The 16714-nt window shown below is 60.4% G+C and carries 16 protein-coding genes; 8 read left to right on the forward strand and 8 right to left on the reverse strand.

Annotation, left to right across the window (positions count from 1 at the left end):
* The 4 genes from OXH56_15425 to OXH56_15440 all read left to right on the forward strand — a co-directional run.
* A partial coding sequence (locus OXH56_15425; protein ID MCY3556698.1) for a DUF4432 family protein occupies window positions 1-387 on the forward strand: 387 nt, incomplete at its 5' end.
* Between the two features lie 143 nt (window positions 388-530).
* Window positions 531-815 (forward strand): type II toxin-antitoxin system RelE/ParE family toxin, encoded by a 285-nt coding sequence (locus OXH56_15430; GenBank protein MCY3556699.1) that lies wholly within the window; start codon window positions 531-533, stop codon window positions 813-815.
* Window positions 816-836: 21 nt separating this feature from the next.
* Window positions 837-1127: a HigA family addiction module antitoxin gene (locus OXH56_15435; protein MCY3556700.1), complete on the forward strand. Its 291-nt coding sequence runs from the start codon at window positions 837-839 to the stop codon at window positions 1125-1127.
* 251 nt (window positions 1128-1378) lie between these two features.
* Window positions 1379-2176 carry an outer membrane beta-barrel protein gene (locus tag OXH56_15440; protein ID MCY3556701.1) on the forward strand — a complete coding sequence of 266 codons (798 nt, stop codon included), beginning with the start codon at window positions 1379-1381 and terminating at the stop codon, window positions 2174-2176.
* A gap of 63 nt (window positions 2177-2239) precedes the next feature.
* On the opposite strand, the gene OXH56_15445 is transcribed toward OXH56_15440, so the two are convergent.
* Complete coding sequence (locus OXH56_15445; protein ID MCY3556702.1) at window positions 2240-3082, reverse strand: phytanoyl-CoA dioxygenase family protein; 843 nt, start codon at window positions 3080-3082, stop codon at window positions 2240-2242.
* Window positions 3083-3110: 28 nt separating this feature from the next.
* A complete protein-coding gene (locus OXH56_15450; protein ID MCY3556703.1) occupies window positions 3111-5507 on the reverse strand; it encodes a hypothetical protein in 2397 nt (798 codons plus the stop codon).
* 320 nt (window positions 5508-5827) lie between these two features.
* Here OXH56_15450 and OXH56_15455 point away from each other — a divergent pair, with 320 nt between their 5' ends.
* From OXH56_15455 to rocF, 3 genes are all read left to right on the forward strand, one after another.
* A complete protein-coding gene (locus OXH56_15455; protein ID MCY3556704.1) occupies window positions 5828-6655 on the forward strand; it encodes a phosphoenolpyruvate hydrolase family protein in 828 nt (275 codons plus the stop codon).
* 76 nt (window positions 6656-6731) lie between these two features.
* Window positions 6732-7160 carry a cupin domain-containing protein gene (locus tag OXH56_15460; protein MCY3556705.1) on the forward strand — a complete coding sequence of 143 codons (429 nt, stop codon included), beginning with the start codon at window positions 6732-6734 and terminating at the stop codon, window positions 7158-7160.
* 10 nt (window positions 7161-7170) lie between these two features.
* Window positions 7171-8079: an arginase gene (rocF, locus tag OXH56_15465; GenBank protein ID MCY3556706.1), complete on the forward strand. Its 909-nt coding sequence runs from the start codon at window positions 7171-7173 to the stop codon at window positions 8077-8079.
* 59 nt (window positions 8080-8138) lie between these two features.
* On the opposite strand, the gene ilvD is transcribed toward rocF, so the two are convergent.
* From ilvD to moaA, 5 genes are all read right to left on the reverse strand, one after another.
* Window positions 8139-9815: a dihydroxy-acid dehydratase gene (gene ilvD / locus OXH56_15470; protein ID MCY3556707.1), complete on the reverse strand. Its 1677-nt coding sequence runs from the start codon at window positions 9813-9815 to the stop codon at window positions 8139-8141.
* A 29-nt stretch (window positions 9816-9844) separates the two neighbouring features.
* On the reverse strand, window positions 9845-10318 hold the full coding sequence (locus OXH56_15475; GenBank protein ID MCY3556708.1) for a cytochrome c: 474 nt from the start codon (window positions 10316-10318) through the stop codon (window positions 9845-9847).
* A gap of 22 nt (window positions 10319-10340) precedes the next feature.
* A complete protein-coding gene (locus tag OXH56_15480; GenBank protein ID MCY3556709.1) occupies window positions 10341-11231 on the reverse strand; it encodes an NAD(P)-binding domain-containing protein in 891 nt (296 codons plus the stop codon).
* Window positions 11232-11477: 246 nt separating this feature from the next.
* Window positions 11478-12659 carry a molybdopterin-synthase adenylyltransferase MoeB gene (gene moeB, locus OXH56_15485; protein MCY3556710.1) on the reverse strand — a complete coding sequence of 394 codons (1182 nt, stop codon included), beginning with the start codon at window positions 12657-12659 and terminating at the stop codon, window positions 11478-11480.
* A 12-nt stretch (window positions 12660-12671) separates the two neighbouring features.
* Window positions 12672-13664: a GTP 3',8-cyclase MoaA gene (gene moaA, locus OXH56_15490; GenBank protein MCY3556711.1), complete on the reverse strand. Its 993-nt coding sequence runs from the start codon at window positions 13662-13664 to the stop codon at window positions 12672-12674.
* A 209-nt stretch (window positions 13665-13873) separates the two neighbouring features.
* On the opposite strand from moaA, the gene OXH56_15495 reads away from it, so the two are divergent.
* Entirely contained in the window at window positions 13874-14638 is a 765-nt protein-coding gene (locus OXH56_15495; GenBank protein MCY3556712.1) for a CPBP family intramembrane metalloprotease, read from the forward strand.
* Window positions 14639-14778: 140 nt separating this feature from the next.
* Here the strand turns inward: OXH56_15495 and OXH56_15500 are convergent, their stop codons facing one another.
* Window positions 14779-16119 carry an amino acid permease gene (locus OXH56_15500; GenBank protein MCY3556713.1) on the reverse strand — a complete coding sequence of 447 codons (1341 nt, stop codon included), beginning with the start codon at window positions 16117-16119 and terminating at the stop codon, window positions 14779-14781.
* Window positions 16120-16714: the final 595 nt, after the last annotated feature.

Consider the following 16714-nt stretch of genomic DNA (forward strand, 5'->3'; position numbering starts at 1 on the left):
GACCGAGAGGTCGGACCCGAAACCTATGCTACGGTTACCGCACCCGTGGACGAAGCACACGACGACGTCTATATCCTCCATCCTCGTGCCGATGCCGGCGGTCTTTGCCGCGTAGGTCTGATCAATGATCGCCTCGGCCTGGGTCTGTACTGGTCCTTTCCCAAGGCGGAGATCCCTATCGTCACCCACTGGCAACACTTCCACCGAGGTACCTACGTCACCGGCATCGAACCGGGCAATGTCAGCATGCTCGGCCGGGCCTGGAACCGCAAGAACGGCTTCCTGCAGCATATCGAGCCCGACGAAGTGCGCGACTTTCACCTAGAGATAGGCGTGCTGGAAGGTGCGGAGGAAATTGCGGCTTTCGAGGCGAAGGTGGGGGCGTGAGGGGATTCTGAAGTAGGTTACTAACAAATTCCTGTATCGACTCCTGTATTTACTTATTGTAGATTCGAGTCGTTAATTAGTTCTCTGGTTTCATGAATTGACGTTTGACGTACATCGTCATCTCCTGTAATTTGGTTTCAGCTATGATTCTTGGATACAAGGATCGCAGGACCGAGCGATTCGCCAGTGGCGAATTCACCGCTTCGTTTCAAGGATTTGAAAAACAGGCTGCGAAAAGACTTTCGATTCTGAATGCTGCCCCATCGCTTAATACCTTGAAAGCACTGACCAGCAACCGTTTGGAAACTCTCCGAGGAAAGAGAAGAGGGCAGTATTCAATTCGAATAAACAACCAATGGCGAATCTGCTTCAGATGGCCCGGTGACAGTCCGGGACCGTTAGAGGTGGAAATTGTAGACTATCATTAAGGCAACATGGAGGATGGAATCATGCTCCAGCGTACCATTCATCCCGGCGAGATTCTTCAGGACGAGCTCGAAGAATTGGGCGTTGTGCCATCGGAATTCGCACGTCAGATTGACGTTCCGCCAAACAGGATCAGCCAGATTATCTCAGGCAAGCGGTCGATTACGGCGGACACGGCCTTGCGCTTCGGTCACTGGTTCGGCGTGGAACCGCTGTTCTGGATCAACCTGCAGTCACAGTTTGACCTTGCAGCAGCCCATAGGAGAGTCGGTACGGCTATCCGCGCATTGCCCACAGCATTCAATCGATCCTGATTGACCGTTACTACCCCCTTGATGGTTCATGCAGTCCGTCCTCCTCGTTCGATCATGTGTGCAAGATCAGAATCGAACACGTGCAGGAGACCATTCGGGACATGCGGTGTGATTCACGCAGGATATCCCAACTCGTTTCAACATCAAATCTGATGAAATGATTATGAAAGAGCGAGAGGAACATGACTGTCGACCATCGTAAAGCCATCAGGATCAGGACGGCCTCTATCCTGGTTATGGTATTGGCCATCATGGATATCGAACCGGTAGACGCCCAAGGGACTGCAATCTCAAATAGAGACCATGTGCGCCAGACTGAAACTGCCGCTGAGGCGACTGAGTCTGCCACTCACCTGACCAATTTCTACCTTCGGGTCGGCGCAAGCCTCGATCTGTCCTCGAAAACCAGGTTTGGGGACAGGAATTGTCTGAGTACGTCTCCCGCGGCGCTCTTCGGGTGTGGAACGGGGGGTGACGGCATCGCTCGAGGTACGCGGGGTGATTTCGGCATGGCGGGCGGTGTCGAGGTCGGCCTTGGCTACCTCGCAACGCCGGGTCTGCGCCTGGAAACGTCCCTATCCTACCGCCCGCGTTTCACCTTCAAAGGGACCGCCAACTTCCTCCAGACCGATGCGCTCCAGTCCGTATCGGCGGATCTGCGGTCCGCATCCGGCATGATCGCAGCGCACTTGGATCTCACAACGTACGGTCCCTTTCGCGTATTCGCAGGAACCGGCGCCGGACTGCACTATATCGATATTAGCGAATTCCACATGACATTTCCCAGGACGCAGACCATCGTTCCGGACGGCCAACAGGTCGATTTCACTGTGATGCTGGCGGCCGGAGTGGCTACGTCTCTTTCGGACAGGATCACGCTCGATCTTGCATGGCGATACGTGGATTGGGGAATCGTAGAGACCGGAAGTGCCACGGGCGAGGTCATCTGGAAGGACGGCAGTCGCGAACCTTTGGAGTTAGACCTCGCCGAAACCTGGGCGATGCTCAGAGGGCGGGGACTCCGGGTGTCGTTGCGCTATGGGTTCTGAGCTCACCGCCGGCTAACTAGGATTGAGCGAAGACGCTTTCTGTCCCGGGCTCAGGGAACCTGCTCACACCACTCCCCATGCCACCTTACCCTTCTCTCGTTCCCGCTCTTCCCGATATCCCTCGGCGATCTCGAAATCCCTGCCCAGCCAAAGCGCGTCCCGCTGTTCGGGTGAAAGCGCCTCAATCAGTTCCTCTGTAAGCACATCCTCGAAATGAAACCGGTGGTCGTCGCTGGCGCTGTTGCGAAACAGCCAGTGACTCATCGACCTGCCGTCCCTGGAAGTATTGAGTCCGGTCGCGTGGAAGATCCTTGAATCACGTATGATCAGCTGATCCGGCCTCACCTCGAGCGGAACCTCTCCAGGCAGTTCCACGTCCGCAATGCCATCGACCCAGTATTCTTCAGGATATCCCTGGTCGCGCCGCCGCCGTGCCGATTCTTCTTTGAACGAGTCGGCGGACCCGATGTGACTGCCGGGAATGACCCGGAGACAGCCCTGCGCGACCGTAGCCCCGGAGAAGTAGTGCATGAACTCGGTGTAGACCATTTCACTGTCGCGGTGCCACCAGAAGGAGTGGTCGGGCGCCAGTTCATTGATACCGCCATTGCGGAGATAGACATCGTCGTCGCCCGTAAGCTGCCTGGCCATTTCGAGGATTTCCGGATGGAGCATGATCTGCAGGAAAGGCAGGGCATGGTCGAGCGCGCACCAGTAGGAGCCGGAAATTTGCGGGGCCAGCCGGAAATGATTCCGCCGGGTGTCCGCATTGACCGACTCAGGATCGATGGCGATCTTATTTACGGCACTCTGGCAGTCCAGGGTGAAGGTATGCGGAAAGGGACAGTCAACAATGACATACCCATCCCGGTGATATGCTTCGAGCTGTGGCGACGACAGTTTCAAGGACGTTCCTTTCTCCGAAATGGTTACGTCATACTTCGATTTTCAGTCCCTGCTCCAGCGTCGCACGTGGTATTTCTCCCAGATTCCGACCATTCACCGTGATGCGGTATGCGTCTTCGACCAGATGGCCGAATTTCAGCGGTATCATCCGCCGCGCCGAGTATGGCAATGCGAAGTCTCCCAGCGCGTTGACCACGGACAGTTCAATGCCATTGTCGGACCATCCCGTCACTTCCGCGGTGACGCCGTCTATGGCAACGGCTTTTCTGGATGAACTGTCCACCCACACTCCTCCGAAATGCCGTTCCAGGTAAGCGGTCGCGGCGAGCCCGCCGCCGGGCCCCCAGTTGAAGCCCGTCCAGCCGCCGCCTTCTCCGGAATGCACCTCTGGATCGCCGTGCATGAGGCTTTCGGGCGACAACCCGATTCCCGGCGGTACCCGTACATGTTCCGCCATGGTGACGCGGTAGGCGTTGATGCCGTTGGCGTGGTTTTCCTCCATGTCCATGGCGGCGAAGGCGGCACGGGATGCGGCTACGGCCCGCTCAAGGTATTCGATCTTGCCCGTGGCCAGGTAGTAGTCCGCGTAGGTGGGCACCATGCGGGACTGCCGGCCGTCGTTCCATTCCCCGTCACAGTTCATCACGCCGAAACCGCCGCAGAGATAGGCTTTGCCGAATCGGTTCGGCGCCCACACCTGCTGGAACAGGGACAGCAGACCAAGGCAGTACTCGCCCTGCCGCAGCCACTGCCCGTCTTCCGTCAACCGGTACAGGGCAAGGTAGTGGTCGGCGGCCCATTGTATGGCCAGCGTGTTGACCGGCGGGATTCCGTTGAGCGGGTCGACCCAGTACAGTGGTCTCGGCGCGCAGGAATAGAAGAGTTCGAAATCCTGGAACTTCATTTGCGGCACGATTTCCCGGCTCATGAACGCTCCGGCCCTCACGGCGGCCCGTTCCATTTCGGGATCTCCGATGACCCGGGCGGTCTTCGCCAGCACCGCGCCGCCGATGGCCGTGGGGGCGTCTTCCCTGAGTTGAGGCGCGGGGTTGAGCTGACGGTCGAAATAGGTGGGAATGGCGCCGGACGGAAGCTGGGCGTCGATCAGGAACCGGCAGAAGTCGATCATCCAGTTCAGTATCTCGGAGCCGCGTTCGAGATCAGGGTACTGTTCATACCAGTAGAGCATCCACCAGGCCGTAACACCCATGGACTGGAGGTCGTATCCATCCATGGGGTGCGCGGGCCACGCGGTCCAGTACATGGCCCCTTCCCAGGATGCTGTATCTACATTGTATATACAGGGGAAAGCGCCGTCTCGCCTGGGTGAAGAAAGCCGCAGGTTGATCATGCCGTTCGCGATGGAAGTGAGATGGTCGTCCTCCCATTTCCTTCCGTAATGCATGAGGCCGAAACCCGCCTGAAAGTCATTCTCCCAGGCGTGGTAATTGACGCCCCTGCGCCAGGTATTATCGATACCGTAACCCTCTCTATTGCCGCAGGATACAGGCTTTGCCCATAGTTTTAATTCATGCTTGTAGGTGTACCGCCTGCCGTACTCCTCGAAGGGCATGACCTGGGGCCGTATGTCCTTCAGGTACTCCTTCCCGTACTTGTCCCACAGCAACTTCGTTACCTGGGCAACGATCGATTCAGGACCCTCGGCCGTGCCAATCAACAAATCGAAGGCATAACTGATCTCATTCTCGCTGATGGGTGCGGCTTCATCGCGGACCGTCAACACGTGGCCATCCGGTTTCCACCGGCATACTCCATAGGATATGCGGGGGAGTCCGTAGGTCTCGCCACTGCCGGGATGATGCCAGGCGCGCAGGTCGAGAGCGTGAGGCAGGTACGGCCGCTCCTGCATGCGGTCCAGGTCGGGCACGATGGCGGCGTAAACCCCATGAGCCAATACGATGACGCAGGGCGACCGGAAGAACCAGTCACCGGCCACGTGATCTACATGGTCGTGCAATCCGGGAATCCACGCGAAATCCAGGGGCAGGGCGTAACCCATCGCCCGGTCGTCGGGCATGAAGTAGTAGTGGTTCATGAGACGTGCGAGGAGCACGCCCGAAGGTGTGAGGCGATCGCGCACCTCGACGCGGAGCCGATTGTCTGCTTCAACGGATATCCGTTCTTCGATCCCGTGTTCGCCGGTCTCGCCGCGACGGATAAGCAACGTATTCGTGTTTCGGGTGGCGATTTCCGTGAAGACCGCTTTGGATTCGTCATTTGAAGGCACGACTTCCAGGTCTTCTATCGACAGCCCTTCGTCCTTCTCCCAGGGGCGGTGCTTGTTTACAGCCCGATGAGACAGCACGGTGCGCCAGCCGCGCTCCGGGTCACGGACGTCGAATCGAAGGATGTGGGCATCCCCGTGCCGCATGGGCACAATCCGCAGATGCTCGGTACAGATCATGGATGGCGCTCTCAGGGTATCTGGTCCTGCTTCGGCTCTGCTTCTGTCCGGCTTCGGAGGGTGTTACGGTAGGGCGCCAGCCATAAGCTGACGGCGCTCCTTTCCGAGAAAATACAGTGCGATCAGCGCCGATTCAATCAGATTGCCGGTCCCTGATACCGGCACGCTACTGTCGCGCGCCAATTTCGTTGACGCTGGTTCCACGAGTTTCTATACTCGAATCATGCCGCGAGGTCGATAATCAACAGGTTCATAATCTCGAAAATCACGCTTTGGAAGTTTTCTCAGCACGCATCATCCAGTACATCCCGGAGCAAACCATGGCCATCCCCTATGACGAATGCCTGCGGCGGTTGCGGGCGCAGGTATCCGAAGGCAAACCGATCATCGGCACGGGCGCGGGCACGGGGCTTTCCGCCAAGTGCGCGGAGGCCGGAGGCGCCGACATCATCATCATCTACAACTCCGGTCGCTATCGCATGGGCGGGCGCGGTTCCCTCTCCGGCATGATGCCCTACGGTGACGCCAACCAGGTGGTGGTGGAGATGGGCCAGGAGGTCCTGACCATCGTGGAGGACACGCCCGTGCTGGCGGGGGTCTGCGGCACGGATCCCTTCCGCATCATGAGCGTCTTCGTCCGACAACTCAAGGACCAGGGCTTCTCGGGCGTGCAGAATTTCCCCACGGTCGGCCTGATCGACGGTCTTTTCAGACAAAACCTGGAAGAGACGAACATGGGCTACGACCTGGAAGTCGAGATGATCGCCGAAGCGCACCAGGCCGGACTCCTCACCTGTCCCTACGTCTTCGACGAGGAGGAGGCGGTGAAGATGGCTGAAGCCGGCGCGGACGTACTCGTGCCCCACATGGGCCTGACCACCAGCGGCACGATCGGCGCGCAGACGGCCATGACGTTAGCGGAGGCAGCGACGAAGGTCCAAGCCATCCGCGACGCGGCCGTCGGCGTGAGGGAGGATATCCTCGTATTGTGCCACGGCGGGCCGATCGCCGAGCCCGATGACGCCGAATACGTGCTGAATAACACGAAGGGGGTTGTCGGCTTCTTCGGGGCGTCAAGCATCGAGAGGCTTCCCGCGGAACGGGCGCTGACGGAGCAGGTCCGTCACTTCAAGGGACTGGCCATTTAAACACTGATTCAGGTTAAAACAAGGTTCGACGCGCGGTTGAAAACACCGCAGTCAAGCACATACTCAGGAGGCAGCCATGCCAGAACCGGGCCTTCGATTCGTAGAGCCGGATGACGTGGAAACCATGATGTTCGACTGGGGCAATATCAAGTGGTTCAGCGAGCCCCGGGTGACCGAGACCGAACGCTTCAGCATGGGGCTGGTCGTGCTCGAGCCGGGCAAGGGCCACGAGCGGCACAACCACCCCGGCGTGGAGGAGATCCTCTACTACATCTCCGGTGAAGGCGAACAGATGGTGGAGGAAGACGGGCAGGAAATACGACGGAAGGTCGGACCCGGCATGATGTGCCACATACCCGCCGACATGTACCACGAAACGATCAACACGGGATGGGAACCCATGCGCATCATCGCCATCTACTGTCCGCCCGGTCCCGAAGCCTTTCTCCGCACCCTGCCTGGTTGCCGCATCGCACCGCCGGGCGAACTGCCCGTGCGGGATTGACCAATAACAAATGGATCCCATCCACATCATCGGAGTGCCCCTTGACCTCGGCGCGGGACGCCGCGGCGTCGACATGGGGCCGTCCGCCATGCGCATCGCCGGCGTGGGCGAAAGGGTCTCCGTGCTGGGGAGAACGGTAACGGACCGTGGCGACCTGTCCGCGCCTATCCGGGAACTGTGCAGTCCGGGCGATCCCACCAGGAAGTACGTCGAAGACATCGCGGAGGTTTGCCGCAACCTTTACGATACGGCCCTTGCCGTGCACCGCGACGGCGCGGTGCCCATCGTCCTGGGCGGCGATCACAGTCTCGCCGCCGGTTCGGTGGTGGCCACCGCCACACGCGCCCGGGACGACGGCGAGCGCATCGGCCTGCTGTGGGTGGACGCCCACGGGGACATGAATACACCCGGCATCAGTGCGAGCGGCAACGTCCACGGTATGGCGCTTTCCGCACTGCTGGGCGGTGAACCTGCCGAACTATTGGGTTTCGGTCCGGCCGGACCGGCCGTCGAAGCGGATCACACCGTACTCGTCGGTGTACGCAATCTTGACCCCGCCGAGCGCAACCTGGTGCTCGAGTCCGGTATCCATGTCTATACGATGAAAGACGTGGACCAGCTTGGGATGGCAAGGGTGGCACAGAAAGCGTTGGAACTCGCGGGGGACGGCACGGCGGGCGTGCACGTGTCCTTCGATCTCGACGTGTGCGATCCCGGTATCGCTCCGGGCGTGGGTACGCCGGTCAAGGGCGGACTCAGCTATCGGGAGGGCCACCTGCTCATGGAAACGGTGGCCGACAGCGGGATGCTGCGCGCCCTGGACCTGGTCGAACTCAATCCCATCCTCGACATGGGCAATGCCACTGCTGAACTGGGCGTGGAACTCCTGCTGTCTGCCCTCGGCCGCGGGATACTGTAGTCCGCCTGGTCCGGCTGGTCCGCCTAGCCCGCCTAGCCCGCCTAGCCCGCCTGATCCGGTCAGGCCCGCGTAACCGCACCCGTGGCCGCCGAAGATACAAGCCGGGCATACTTGGTCATGACGCCGTCACCGAAACGGGATGACCGCTCGGTCCAGTCGGAAAGCCGTTCGGCGATTACTTCGTCGGTCAACTCCACGTCCAGGCGGCGGGACGCCACGTCGAAGACCACGGTGTCTCCGTCGCGCAGCGCGGCGATGGGACCGCGCACCGCGGCTTCGGGCGCGACGTGCCCGACCATGAAGCCGTGGGTTGCGCCGGAAAAACGGCCGTCGGTCATCAGGGCCACCGATTCTCCCAGGCCCCGGCCGACGAGAGCGCCGGTGACGGCCAGCATCTCCCGCATGCCCGGTCCGCCCTTCGGTCCCTCGTAGCGGATGACCACCACGTCATTGGGCTGAATCCCCCCGTTCATCACCTCTGCCATGGCGTCCTCTTCGCAGTCGAAGACCCGCGCGGGGCCGCGATGATGAGTCTTCTCATGGCCCGCGACCTTCAGGACGCAGCCTTCGGGGGCCAGGTTGCCCTTGAGGATCACGTAGCCGCCGGTGGGCTTGAGCGGATTCTCGAGATCCCGGACGACCACCTGGCCCGGCGTCTCGGATGCCTCCGCGGCTTCCTCGGCGATGGTCCGGCCCGTTACCGTGATCGCATCCTCGTGGAGCATGCCGCCCTCCAGCATGCGCCTGGCCACAAGCCGGTTGCCGCCCGCCGCGAACAGGTCGTTGGCTACGAAACGACCGCCCGGTTTCAGATCGGCAAGTAGCGGCGTCTGCTCGCTGATCCGGTCGAAATCCTCGATCTGCAGGTCCACGCCCGACTCCTGCGCGACGGCCAGCAGGTGCAGCACGCTGTTGGTGGACCCCCCGGTGGTGAGCACGGCGGCGATAGCATTCTCAAAGGCCTCCCGGTTCATGATGTCCCTTGGGCAGAGGTTCCTGCGCACCAGTTCCATGACCTGTCGACCGCATTCGCGGCCCACCTCCGGTTTGTCCGGGTGGGTGGCGGGTACGCTTGCGCTGCCGATGGGCGAGATCCCCAGCATTTCGAAGGCGATGGCCATGGTATTGGCCGTGAACTGGCCACCGCAGGCGCCGGCGCCCGGACAGGCATGATCCTCCATGTCCTTGAGCTCCAGGTCGGTCATCCTGCCCGAAGCGTGGGCGCCCACCGCTTCGAACACGTCCTGGATGGTGACGTCGTGCTGCTGGAAGCTGCCCGGCATGATCGAACCGCCGTAGAGCATAAGAGACGGCACGTTTACCCGGCCGAGGGCCATGACCGTGCCCGGGATCGTCTTGTCGCAACCGGACAGGGCGATCAGGCCGTCGAACATGTTCCCGATTGTGACCAATTCGATGGAATCGGCGATCACCTCGCGGCTGACCAACGAAGCCTTCATGCCCTGGCTGCCCATGGTGATCCCATCGGAGATGGAGACAGTGTTGAATTCCATGGGTGTGCCTCCGGCCTCCCGGACGCCCTCTTTCACATACTCGGCCAGATCGCGCAGATGGTAGGTGCAGGGACCGATTTCGATCCAGGTGTTGGCGATCCCGATGATCGGCCGGGCCAGGTCCGCGTCGGTGAACCCCGAGGCCTTGAGCATAGCCCGTGCCGGGGCGCGAGAGGGACCGTCGGTGATCGTCCTGCTGTGTCTTTTTCCAACGTCTGCCATGTTTCCGTCTCCATTCTGCGAGAAAAGTTTTACTGCAAGGTGAGGATGAAGGCCGTCAACCGGTCCACCTGATCTTCCGTCAAATGATCGTAGTCGGGCATCAGTCCCGTGAAGTGATCGAACCGGGGATTCCGCAGATGCTCTGCGAACCAGGCCTTGATCCGCTCTTCGTCCTGAGCGCCCAGCACGTGCTCGTACCGTGATGCGAAAAAGGCGTGCACATCCGGTCTGGCTACCCGAAGCGAATCCAGATGTTTCTGGTAAACCGTGTCGGTCAACCGTGCGGAAAGCCGGGGGATCAGCCCGGCCAGATCGGGTCCCCGGGATATGCCTCCACCGATAGCGTGGCAGGAAGCGCAGCCCTGCAGCCGAAAGAGTCTTCTGCCGTGTTCGACCGGCGTGCGGGGTTCGCCCGATCCGTCCGATCCGTACATGAACACCACGGCGACCGCCATCAGGACCGCACCGACACCGAAGAGGATCACCAGGACGCTGAAACGCATCGATCTCCTTCCGGGACCGTTTCTAGCCGTGTACTTCCACCCCGGACATGCGTTCCAGGGACTTCACCAGGGCCTGCGTGCCCTCGTCGCCCTCGCCCGCGGCCTCGACAGCATTGAACAGCTGGTGGGCCAGGCTCGCACCGGGCAGTCCCAGTCCGAGTTCCGAGGCCGCGCCCAGCACGAGCCGCAGGTCCTTCTGCTGCAGTTTCACCATGAATCCCGGATCGAAGTCCCGCTTGATGATGCGTGGCGCCAGGTTGGACAGCTGCCAGGAACCCGCGGCGCCCCCGCTGATCGCGGCGAGCATCTTCTCCATGTCCAGGCCGGCTCTGGCCGCCAGGATGAGCGCTTCCGCCATGGCGAGGTTCGCTACGCTGACCGCTACCTGGTTGCACAGCTTGGTCATCTGTCCCGCACCGTGATCGCCGATCAGGTTGATGCTCTTGCCCATGGCTTCGAAAACCGGCAGACACCGGTCGAAGACTTCCTGCCTGCCACCCACCATGATGGAAAGGGTCCCCGCGATCGCCCCGGTGTCGCCGCCGCTGACCGGCGCATCGAGCATGTCGGCGCCCTTCTCCTCGAGCGCCGCGGCCATGGTCTGCGTGGCCGAGGGGGAGATGGTGCTCATGTCGATGACGACCGAACCGGGACTGATGCCCTCGATGATCCCGCCTTCACCCAGAATGACCTTCTCGACATCCGGCGTGTCGGTCACGATGGTGATGATCACGTCCGACTTGACGGCCGTATCCCTGGGACTTTCGCTCCATACGGCACCTTCCGACACGAGCTTTTCCGCACGAGATTTCGTCCGGGTGTGCATGGTGCAGGCATAGCCCGCCTTCATGAGGTTGCGACACATCGGCTCTCCCATGATGCCGAGGCCGATAAAACCGATTCGTTCCGCCATGGTGGAGATTCCTTATGGGTTTGCGGATGGAAGTGTATTTGGATTAGCGAACACAGTATACCCGTCCTGCCAATACCCGACCTGCCCGGGTGGACCGGGCAGCCCGGGCGAACCGGCCGGTTCAGCCGTCGCCTGCTTTTCCGGAAAACCCGCGAGCCGGGCGACTTGCCTGCAAGAAGCCGCGAGACCAGGATGCCGCGAGACCAGGAAGCCGCGAGACCAATAAGCTGCGCGACCCGCCCGTCGTCAACCGGCGGCCGGCGCGAAGCCGCAGAAGGCTTCGTAATCGATTAACTCGGTTATCGTGGGATTCTCGCCGCAAAGGGGACAGGACGGATCCTTCTGGACATTGAAGGTCTGGAAGGTCATGTCCAGCGCGTCGTACATCAGGATCCGGCCGATGAGCGGATCGCCCTGGTCGAGTATGAGCTTGAGGGTCTCGGTGGCCTGAATGAGTCCTACTGTCCCGGGAAGGACGCCGAGTACGCCGGCTTCGTCGCAGCTGGGCACGGCGCCGGGCGGTGGCGGTTCGGGATATAGACAGCGGTAACAGGGTCCCCTATCCGGATGAAACACCGTGGCGTAACCGTCGAACTGGTAGATACTGCCGTGGACGTTCGGCTTGCCGGCCAGCACGCAGGCGTCGTTCACCAGGTACCGCGTCGGGAAATTATCGCAGCCGTCGACGATGATGTCGTAATCCTTGATGATCTCCATGATGTTGTCGGCCATGAGGCGGGTTTCATGGAGGATCACGTTGCAGTCGGGGTTCAGGTCGTTGATCGTCTCCTGGGCGGACACCACCTTGGGACGTCCGATGTCGGACGTGCCGTGGATGATCTGACGCTGCAGGTTCGTCACGTCCACCACGTCGAAGTCGACGAGCCCTATGGTGCCCACACCGGCGGCCGCAAGGTAGTAGGCCGACGGGGATCCCAGTCCGCCCGACCCCACCAGCAACACCCTGGCGTCGAGGATCTTCACCTGGCCTTTCTCCCCGATCTCGGGCACGATCAGGTGCCGGGAATACCGGAGACGTTCTTCCGTGCTCAAGGCCCGTTCCTGGACCGTGGGAAAGCCCGCGGCGCTCCATCCCGTGTAGCCCTCCCGCATGGAGATAACGTTGGTGTATCCCATGGCTTCCAGCGATTGCGCCGCCAGCGCCGAGCGGTTGCCGCCCGCGCAGTACAGCACGATTTCCCGGTTCCGGTCGCTCTCGGTGTTTTCGATCCTGAGTTCCAGAAATCCCCTCGGAATATGGGTCGCTCCGACGATGACGCCCTGGTCGACCTCGTCCTGCTCGCGCACGTCGATCAGGACTAGGTCGGCGTTCCGGTCCAGCTTTTCCTTGAGTTCTTCCATGGACATCTCATTCACTTCGCCCTTGACCTGGGCGAGGAGTTCCTGAGATGACATCCGCTGACTCATAGTGATCTCCTGCTATCCGCCGATGGAGGACATGGTCCGTTCCGGCTGGACGAAATCGGGTTCGTTGATGTGATGCCCCGGTTCCTTGTTCCGCACGGCCTCGATCACCGTCTCGGCGATCTCCGCATCCGAGGCGCCGCCCCGCAACAGGGCCTTGATATCGGTTTCGTTGATGGAGAACAGGCAGGTCCTGAGCTTGCCGTCCGCCGTGATGCGTATGCGGTTGCAACTGCCGCAGAAGGGTTCGCTGACCGAAGCGATGAGTCCGATCTCGCCCTGGCCGTCCCGGAACCGGAACAGGTCGGCCGGCTCCCGCTGGTCGGGCCGCTTCACGGCATCCAGGGGCCAATGCGCGCCGATCCGTTCGATGATCTCGGCGCCGTCCAGCACTTGGTCGCGCGTCCAGGAACGGTCCGCGTCCAGCGGCATGAACTCGATGAAACGCACCTGGTACGGTCCCGTACGCGCCAGTTTCGCAAAGTCCAGCAGTTCATCTTCGGTGTATCCCTTCATGGCGACCACGTTGATCTTGATCGGCAGCTGGAAATGCCGGGTCGCCTCCTCCAGCCCGTCGAGTACCTTGTGCAGGACGTCGCGACGGGTCATTTCCTTGAACTTCTCCTCGTCCAGCGTGTCCAGGCTGACGTTGATCCTGGGGAGTCCCGCCTCGCGCAGATCACGGGACATCTTCTTGAGCAGGAAGCCATTGGTTGTCATGGCCATGTCCCGGACGCCGGGTATATCCGCGAGCATGCGCACCAGTACCGGCAGGTCCTTGCGAACGGTCGGCTCTCCCCCGGTCAATCGCAGCTTTGAGATGCCCAGCCCGGTGACGATCCCGACGAAACGCGTGATTTCCTCGAATGTCAGGATCTCTTCGCGCGGCTGGAAGATCATCCCCACTTCGGGCATGCAATAGATACAGCGGAAATTACACTGATCCGTCACCGAGACCCGAAGGTTGTTGATCGTTCGGCCGAAACTGTCCGTCAGCTGGTAGCTCATCTATTTCTCGTGACCTTGCAGGCGACCTTAGTTGACACTTAGTTTAATGATTGAATACACTTGATTTGAACGGTTTAATATACACGCAGAACGCATTTCAGTAAAGGGAAAACTGATGGATCTTAATGGCTGGTTTTGCATGTTGTCAAAGCGTACCATGGCGAAAACACAGGCTCGTTTAACGAGTTTGAGAAAAGAAAGGTTCAACAGTGAATGCAACTGCATCGGATCGGCTGGCTGGAAACCCGATCGATTCGGCGATTGAGCCTCATTCTCTGGGGAAGTGCCTGTTTCTTCATATCGCTCCCGGCATCGCAAACGTTGCAGCGACCTTGTTGGGATTCGCGACTTTGTGGAACCCGTCATTACCTCCGGAACTATTCATCGGCGTACTCTCCAATATATTCGTGCTGATTCCCATGCAGCTGGGCTACCTCTACTACCTGGCCAAGAAGCGGCGCAACCCCGGGTGGTCGCTCGCAGGCATCGTTGTATACAACCGTCCAGTCTCCTGGCCTCGCTATTTCGTGTGGGTTCCAGCGATCCTGGTGCCGACCGCGGTTATTTTCCTGGTATTTGAGCCGGTAACCCATGGACTTGAAGCGTTCATTGGTTTCAGTGTCTTCGCAAAGTACAAGATTGCTGGAGTTCCGGAGTTCGCAGGGCTCGTTCTATTCGCGAACATCGCGCTCACCGGTATCCTCGTTCCCATAACCGAGGAACTCTATTTCCGTGGGTATCTGCTTCCAAGAATGCCCAGCCAGTTCGGGCGCCTGAAACCCGTCGCACACAGCTTGCTTTTCTCCATATACCATTTTGACGCGCCCTGGATGATTCCAGTTCGAACGTTGGGCATCCTGCCACTCATCTACACAACCATCCACACGCGAAGCGTTCGCCCCGGCATAGTCGCGCACTGCCTGGTCAATCTGGCAGACTTTTTTGATGCCATATCGAGGCGTGTTGGCAGGTAAAAATGAACGAGTAATCTGATATTGTGGATCACGCAGGATTCGGAAGGTAGCCGCATTCGCTTTAAACCCGGCTTCTGTTGATAGCCGGACTGGATTGACACCTGGACCTGATTGACACCGGGCCAGATTGACGACCGGATCTAGCGCTTCGCCTTGCGCCAGATCAACCAGAACGGCAGGCCGGTAACAATAAAGGCGAGATCGATCAGCGAGTTGTACCACTCGAAGGTGGCGCGCAGCACGACGAGAACGACGATGCCTGCCAGGAAGAGGGCCGGCGTCCAGGGATAGAGCGGCACCCGGTACCCGCCTTCGGCGCCGACGCCCATGCGGCGAAGCCTGAACAGGGCCAGGGTGTTGGCCCCGAAGAAGATGAGCACCGCGAACACCATCCCCGCCATGATGGTCTCGAAGGTCCCCCGGAACAGCAGGATGACCGTTCCCCATACGGCGTGGGCGATGATGGCCCGCGAAGGCGTGCGGTACACGGGATGGATGTAGTCCAGCCACTTGAAGAATAGTCCATCTCGCGCCATGGCGTAATAGACCCGCGTGGCGGTCATGAAGGTCCCGTTCATGCTGCCGGTCGTGGAGATCATGACGGTAACGGCGATGAACCCCGCGCCGAGGGGGCCCAGCAGTAGCACGGCCGTGTCAGAAGCCACGATGCTGCTCGACCGGACGCCTTCCATGCCGAGGGTCTGGTGATAAAGGAGATTCGCGAGGACATAGATCAGGACGATCGCGGTGATCCCCACGAACATGGTCAGTGGAATGGTGCGCCTGGGATCCTTCATCTCGCCCGCCGAGTAGCCTACCCGTTCGAATCCCATGTAGGCGAAGACCACCATGAAGGCGGCGGCGATGATATTGCCGACGGGCCCCAGCGTACCGGTCGGCGCCACGGCGGTACCCAGCAGGTTCTCGCCCCCGTAATCCAGCGTGAATCCAAGCACAACGAGGAGCATCAGGCCGGAGACCTTGAGCACCGTGGTCAGTCGCTGATAGAAGCCGGCCCGGTGAACGCCCACGTAGTTCAGTATGGTCAGCAGCAGAATGATGAACAGGGCGACGGCGATCCGTTCGACGTTCGTCATTTCGACGAAATAGGAAAAGTAGTTGACGGTCACAATGGCGAGCCCGGCGAGGGGGCTGGTGCGGATAATGAACAGCTGGGACCAGCCGAACATGAACCCGGCAAAGGGACCGAAAGCGCGGCTGATGTACATGTATTCGCCGCCCGTGTCCGGTATCCGGCTGCCCAGTTCCGCGTAGACCAGGCCGCCGATGAAAATGAAGGCCCCGCCCGCGATCCAGAGCCAGAGGATAGGCGTGAAGGACCCGGTAAAGCCCGCGATGATCTGGGGCGCCGAGAAGATTCCGGCCCCGATGGTGATGCCGACGAGGATGGTAATGCCGTCGAAGAGCCCGAGGGACTTGCGCAGCGTGGGGCGGGAAGGTTTTGCGTGTGGTTGGGACATGGTCCGGACTGCCTGGCGAGGTTCATACGCCGGCTCGGGTAAACGGACGACGCGGGTGTGCGGATCGACGCGGGTGAGCGGGACAGCTCGGGTGTGTGAAACGAGCCGCCATCAACCTATCCTTCAGCATCCCCGGTGTCAAGAGAGCCGGGCGGACCTTCCCGCGCTATTCTGTCGCCCCGCGCTTTTCTGATCGCCCTGCGCTTTTCTGATCGCCCCGCGCATTTCTGTCGCCCCGCGCTTTTCTGATTGCCCCGCGCTTTTCTGTTGACCGGGGTAAGGGTGGGTGTTCATTTTACAGGAAACACGCAAAACCACATATCCGGATAGATCGAGCACGTTTCCTGTCGCGTGGTCGACTCTTTGGTCGATCGATTACCCTATCGCGGCATCGCCTGTCCTTCGGGCGCGAAGTGTTCGATGTCCGGTCCTGATTCGATCAGAGGTAGTTCGCATGATGTCCTCCCACGCCTTCGCGGTCCGTGCTCTCCTCCTCTTTTTCTTCTGCGCAACAGCCTGCGGCGGCGACGACAACGCCCCGATACAAATCACCGAAGGTCCCGTGGTCAACAGCCTGGGTAAGCAGTTACCACAC

The sequence above is a fragment of the Gemmatimonadota bacterium genome (assembly GCA_026702745.1).
Classification (GTDB): domain Bacteria; phylum JAAXHH01; class JAAXHH01; order JAAXHH01; family JAAXHH01; genus JAAXHH01.

What these genes read in the sequence shown, in the direction of transcription:
- OXH56_15430 (MCY3556699.1), top strand. Translation starts at nt 531, where the DNA reads ATGATTCTTGGATACAAGGATCGCAGGACCGAGCGATTCGCCAGTGGC.
- OXH56_15435 (MCY3556700.1), top strand. Translation starts at nt 837, where the DNA reads ATGCTCCAGCGTACCATTCATCCCGGCGAGATTCTTCAGGACGAGCTC.
- OXH56_15440 (MCY3556701.1), top strand. Translation starts at nt 1,379, where the DNA reads ATGGATATCGAACCGGTAGACGCCCAAGGGACTGCAATCTCAAATAGA.
- OXH56_15450 (MCY3556703.1), bottom strand. Translation starts at nt 5,507, where the DNA reads ATGATCTGTACCGAGCATCTGCGGATTGTGCCCATGCGGCACGGGGAT.
- OXH56_15455 (MCY3556704.1), top strand. Translation starts at nt 5,828, where the DNA reads ATGGCCATCCCCTATGACGAATGCCTGCGGCGGTTGCGGGCGCAGGTA.
- OXH56_15460 (MCY3556705.1), top strand. Translation starts at nt 6,732, where the DNA reads ATGCCAGAACCGGGCCTTCGATTCGTAGAGCCGGATGACGTGGAAACC.
- rocF (MCY3556706.1), top strand. Translation starts at nt 7,171, where the DNA reads ATGGATCCCATCCACATCATCGGAGTGCCCCTTGACCTCGGCGCGGGA.
- ilvD (MCY3556707.1), bottom strand. Translation starts at nt 9,815, where the DNA reads ATGGCAGACGTTGGAAAAAGACACAGCAGGACGATCACCGACGGTCCC.
- OXH56_15475 (MCY3556708.1), bottom strand. Translation starts at nt 10,318, where the DNA reads ATGCGTTTCAGCGTCCTGGTGATCCTCTTCGGTGTCGGTGCGGTCCTG.
- OXH56_15480 (MCY3556709.1), bottom strand. Translation starts at nt 11,231, where the DNA reads ATGGCGGAACGAATCGGTTTTATCGGCCTCGGCATCATGGGAGAGCCG.
- moeB (MCY3556710.1), bottom strand. Translation starts at nt 12,659, where the DNA reads ATGAGTCAGCGGATGTCATCTCAGGAACTCCTCGCCCAGGTCAAGGGC.
- moaA (MCY3556711.1), bottom strand. Translation starts at nt 13,664, where the DNA reads ATGAGCTACCAGCTGACGGACAGTTTCGGCCGAACGATCAACAACCTT.
- OXH56_15500 (MCY3556713.1), bottom strand. Translation starts at nt 16,119, where the DNA reads ATGTCCCAACCACACGCAAAACCTTCCCGCCCCACGCTGCGCAAGTCC.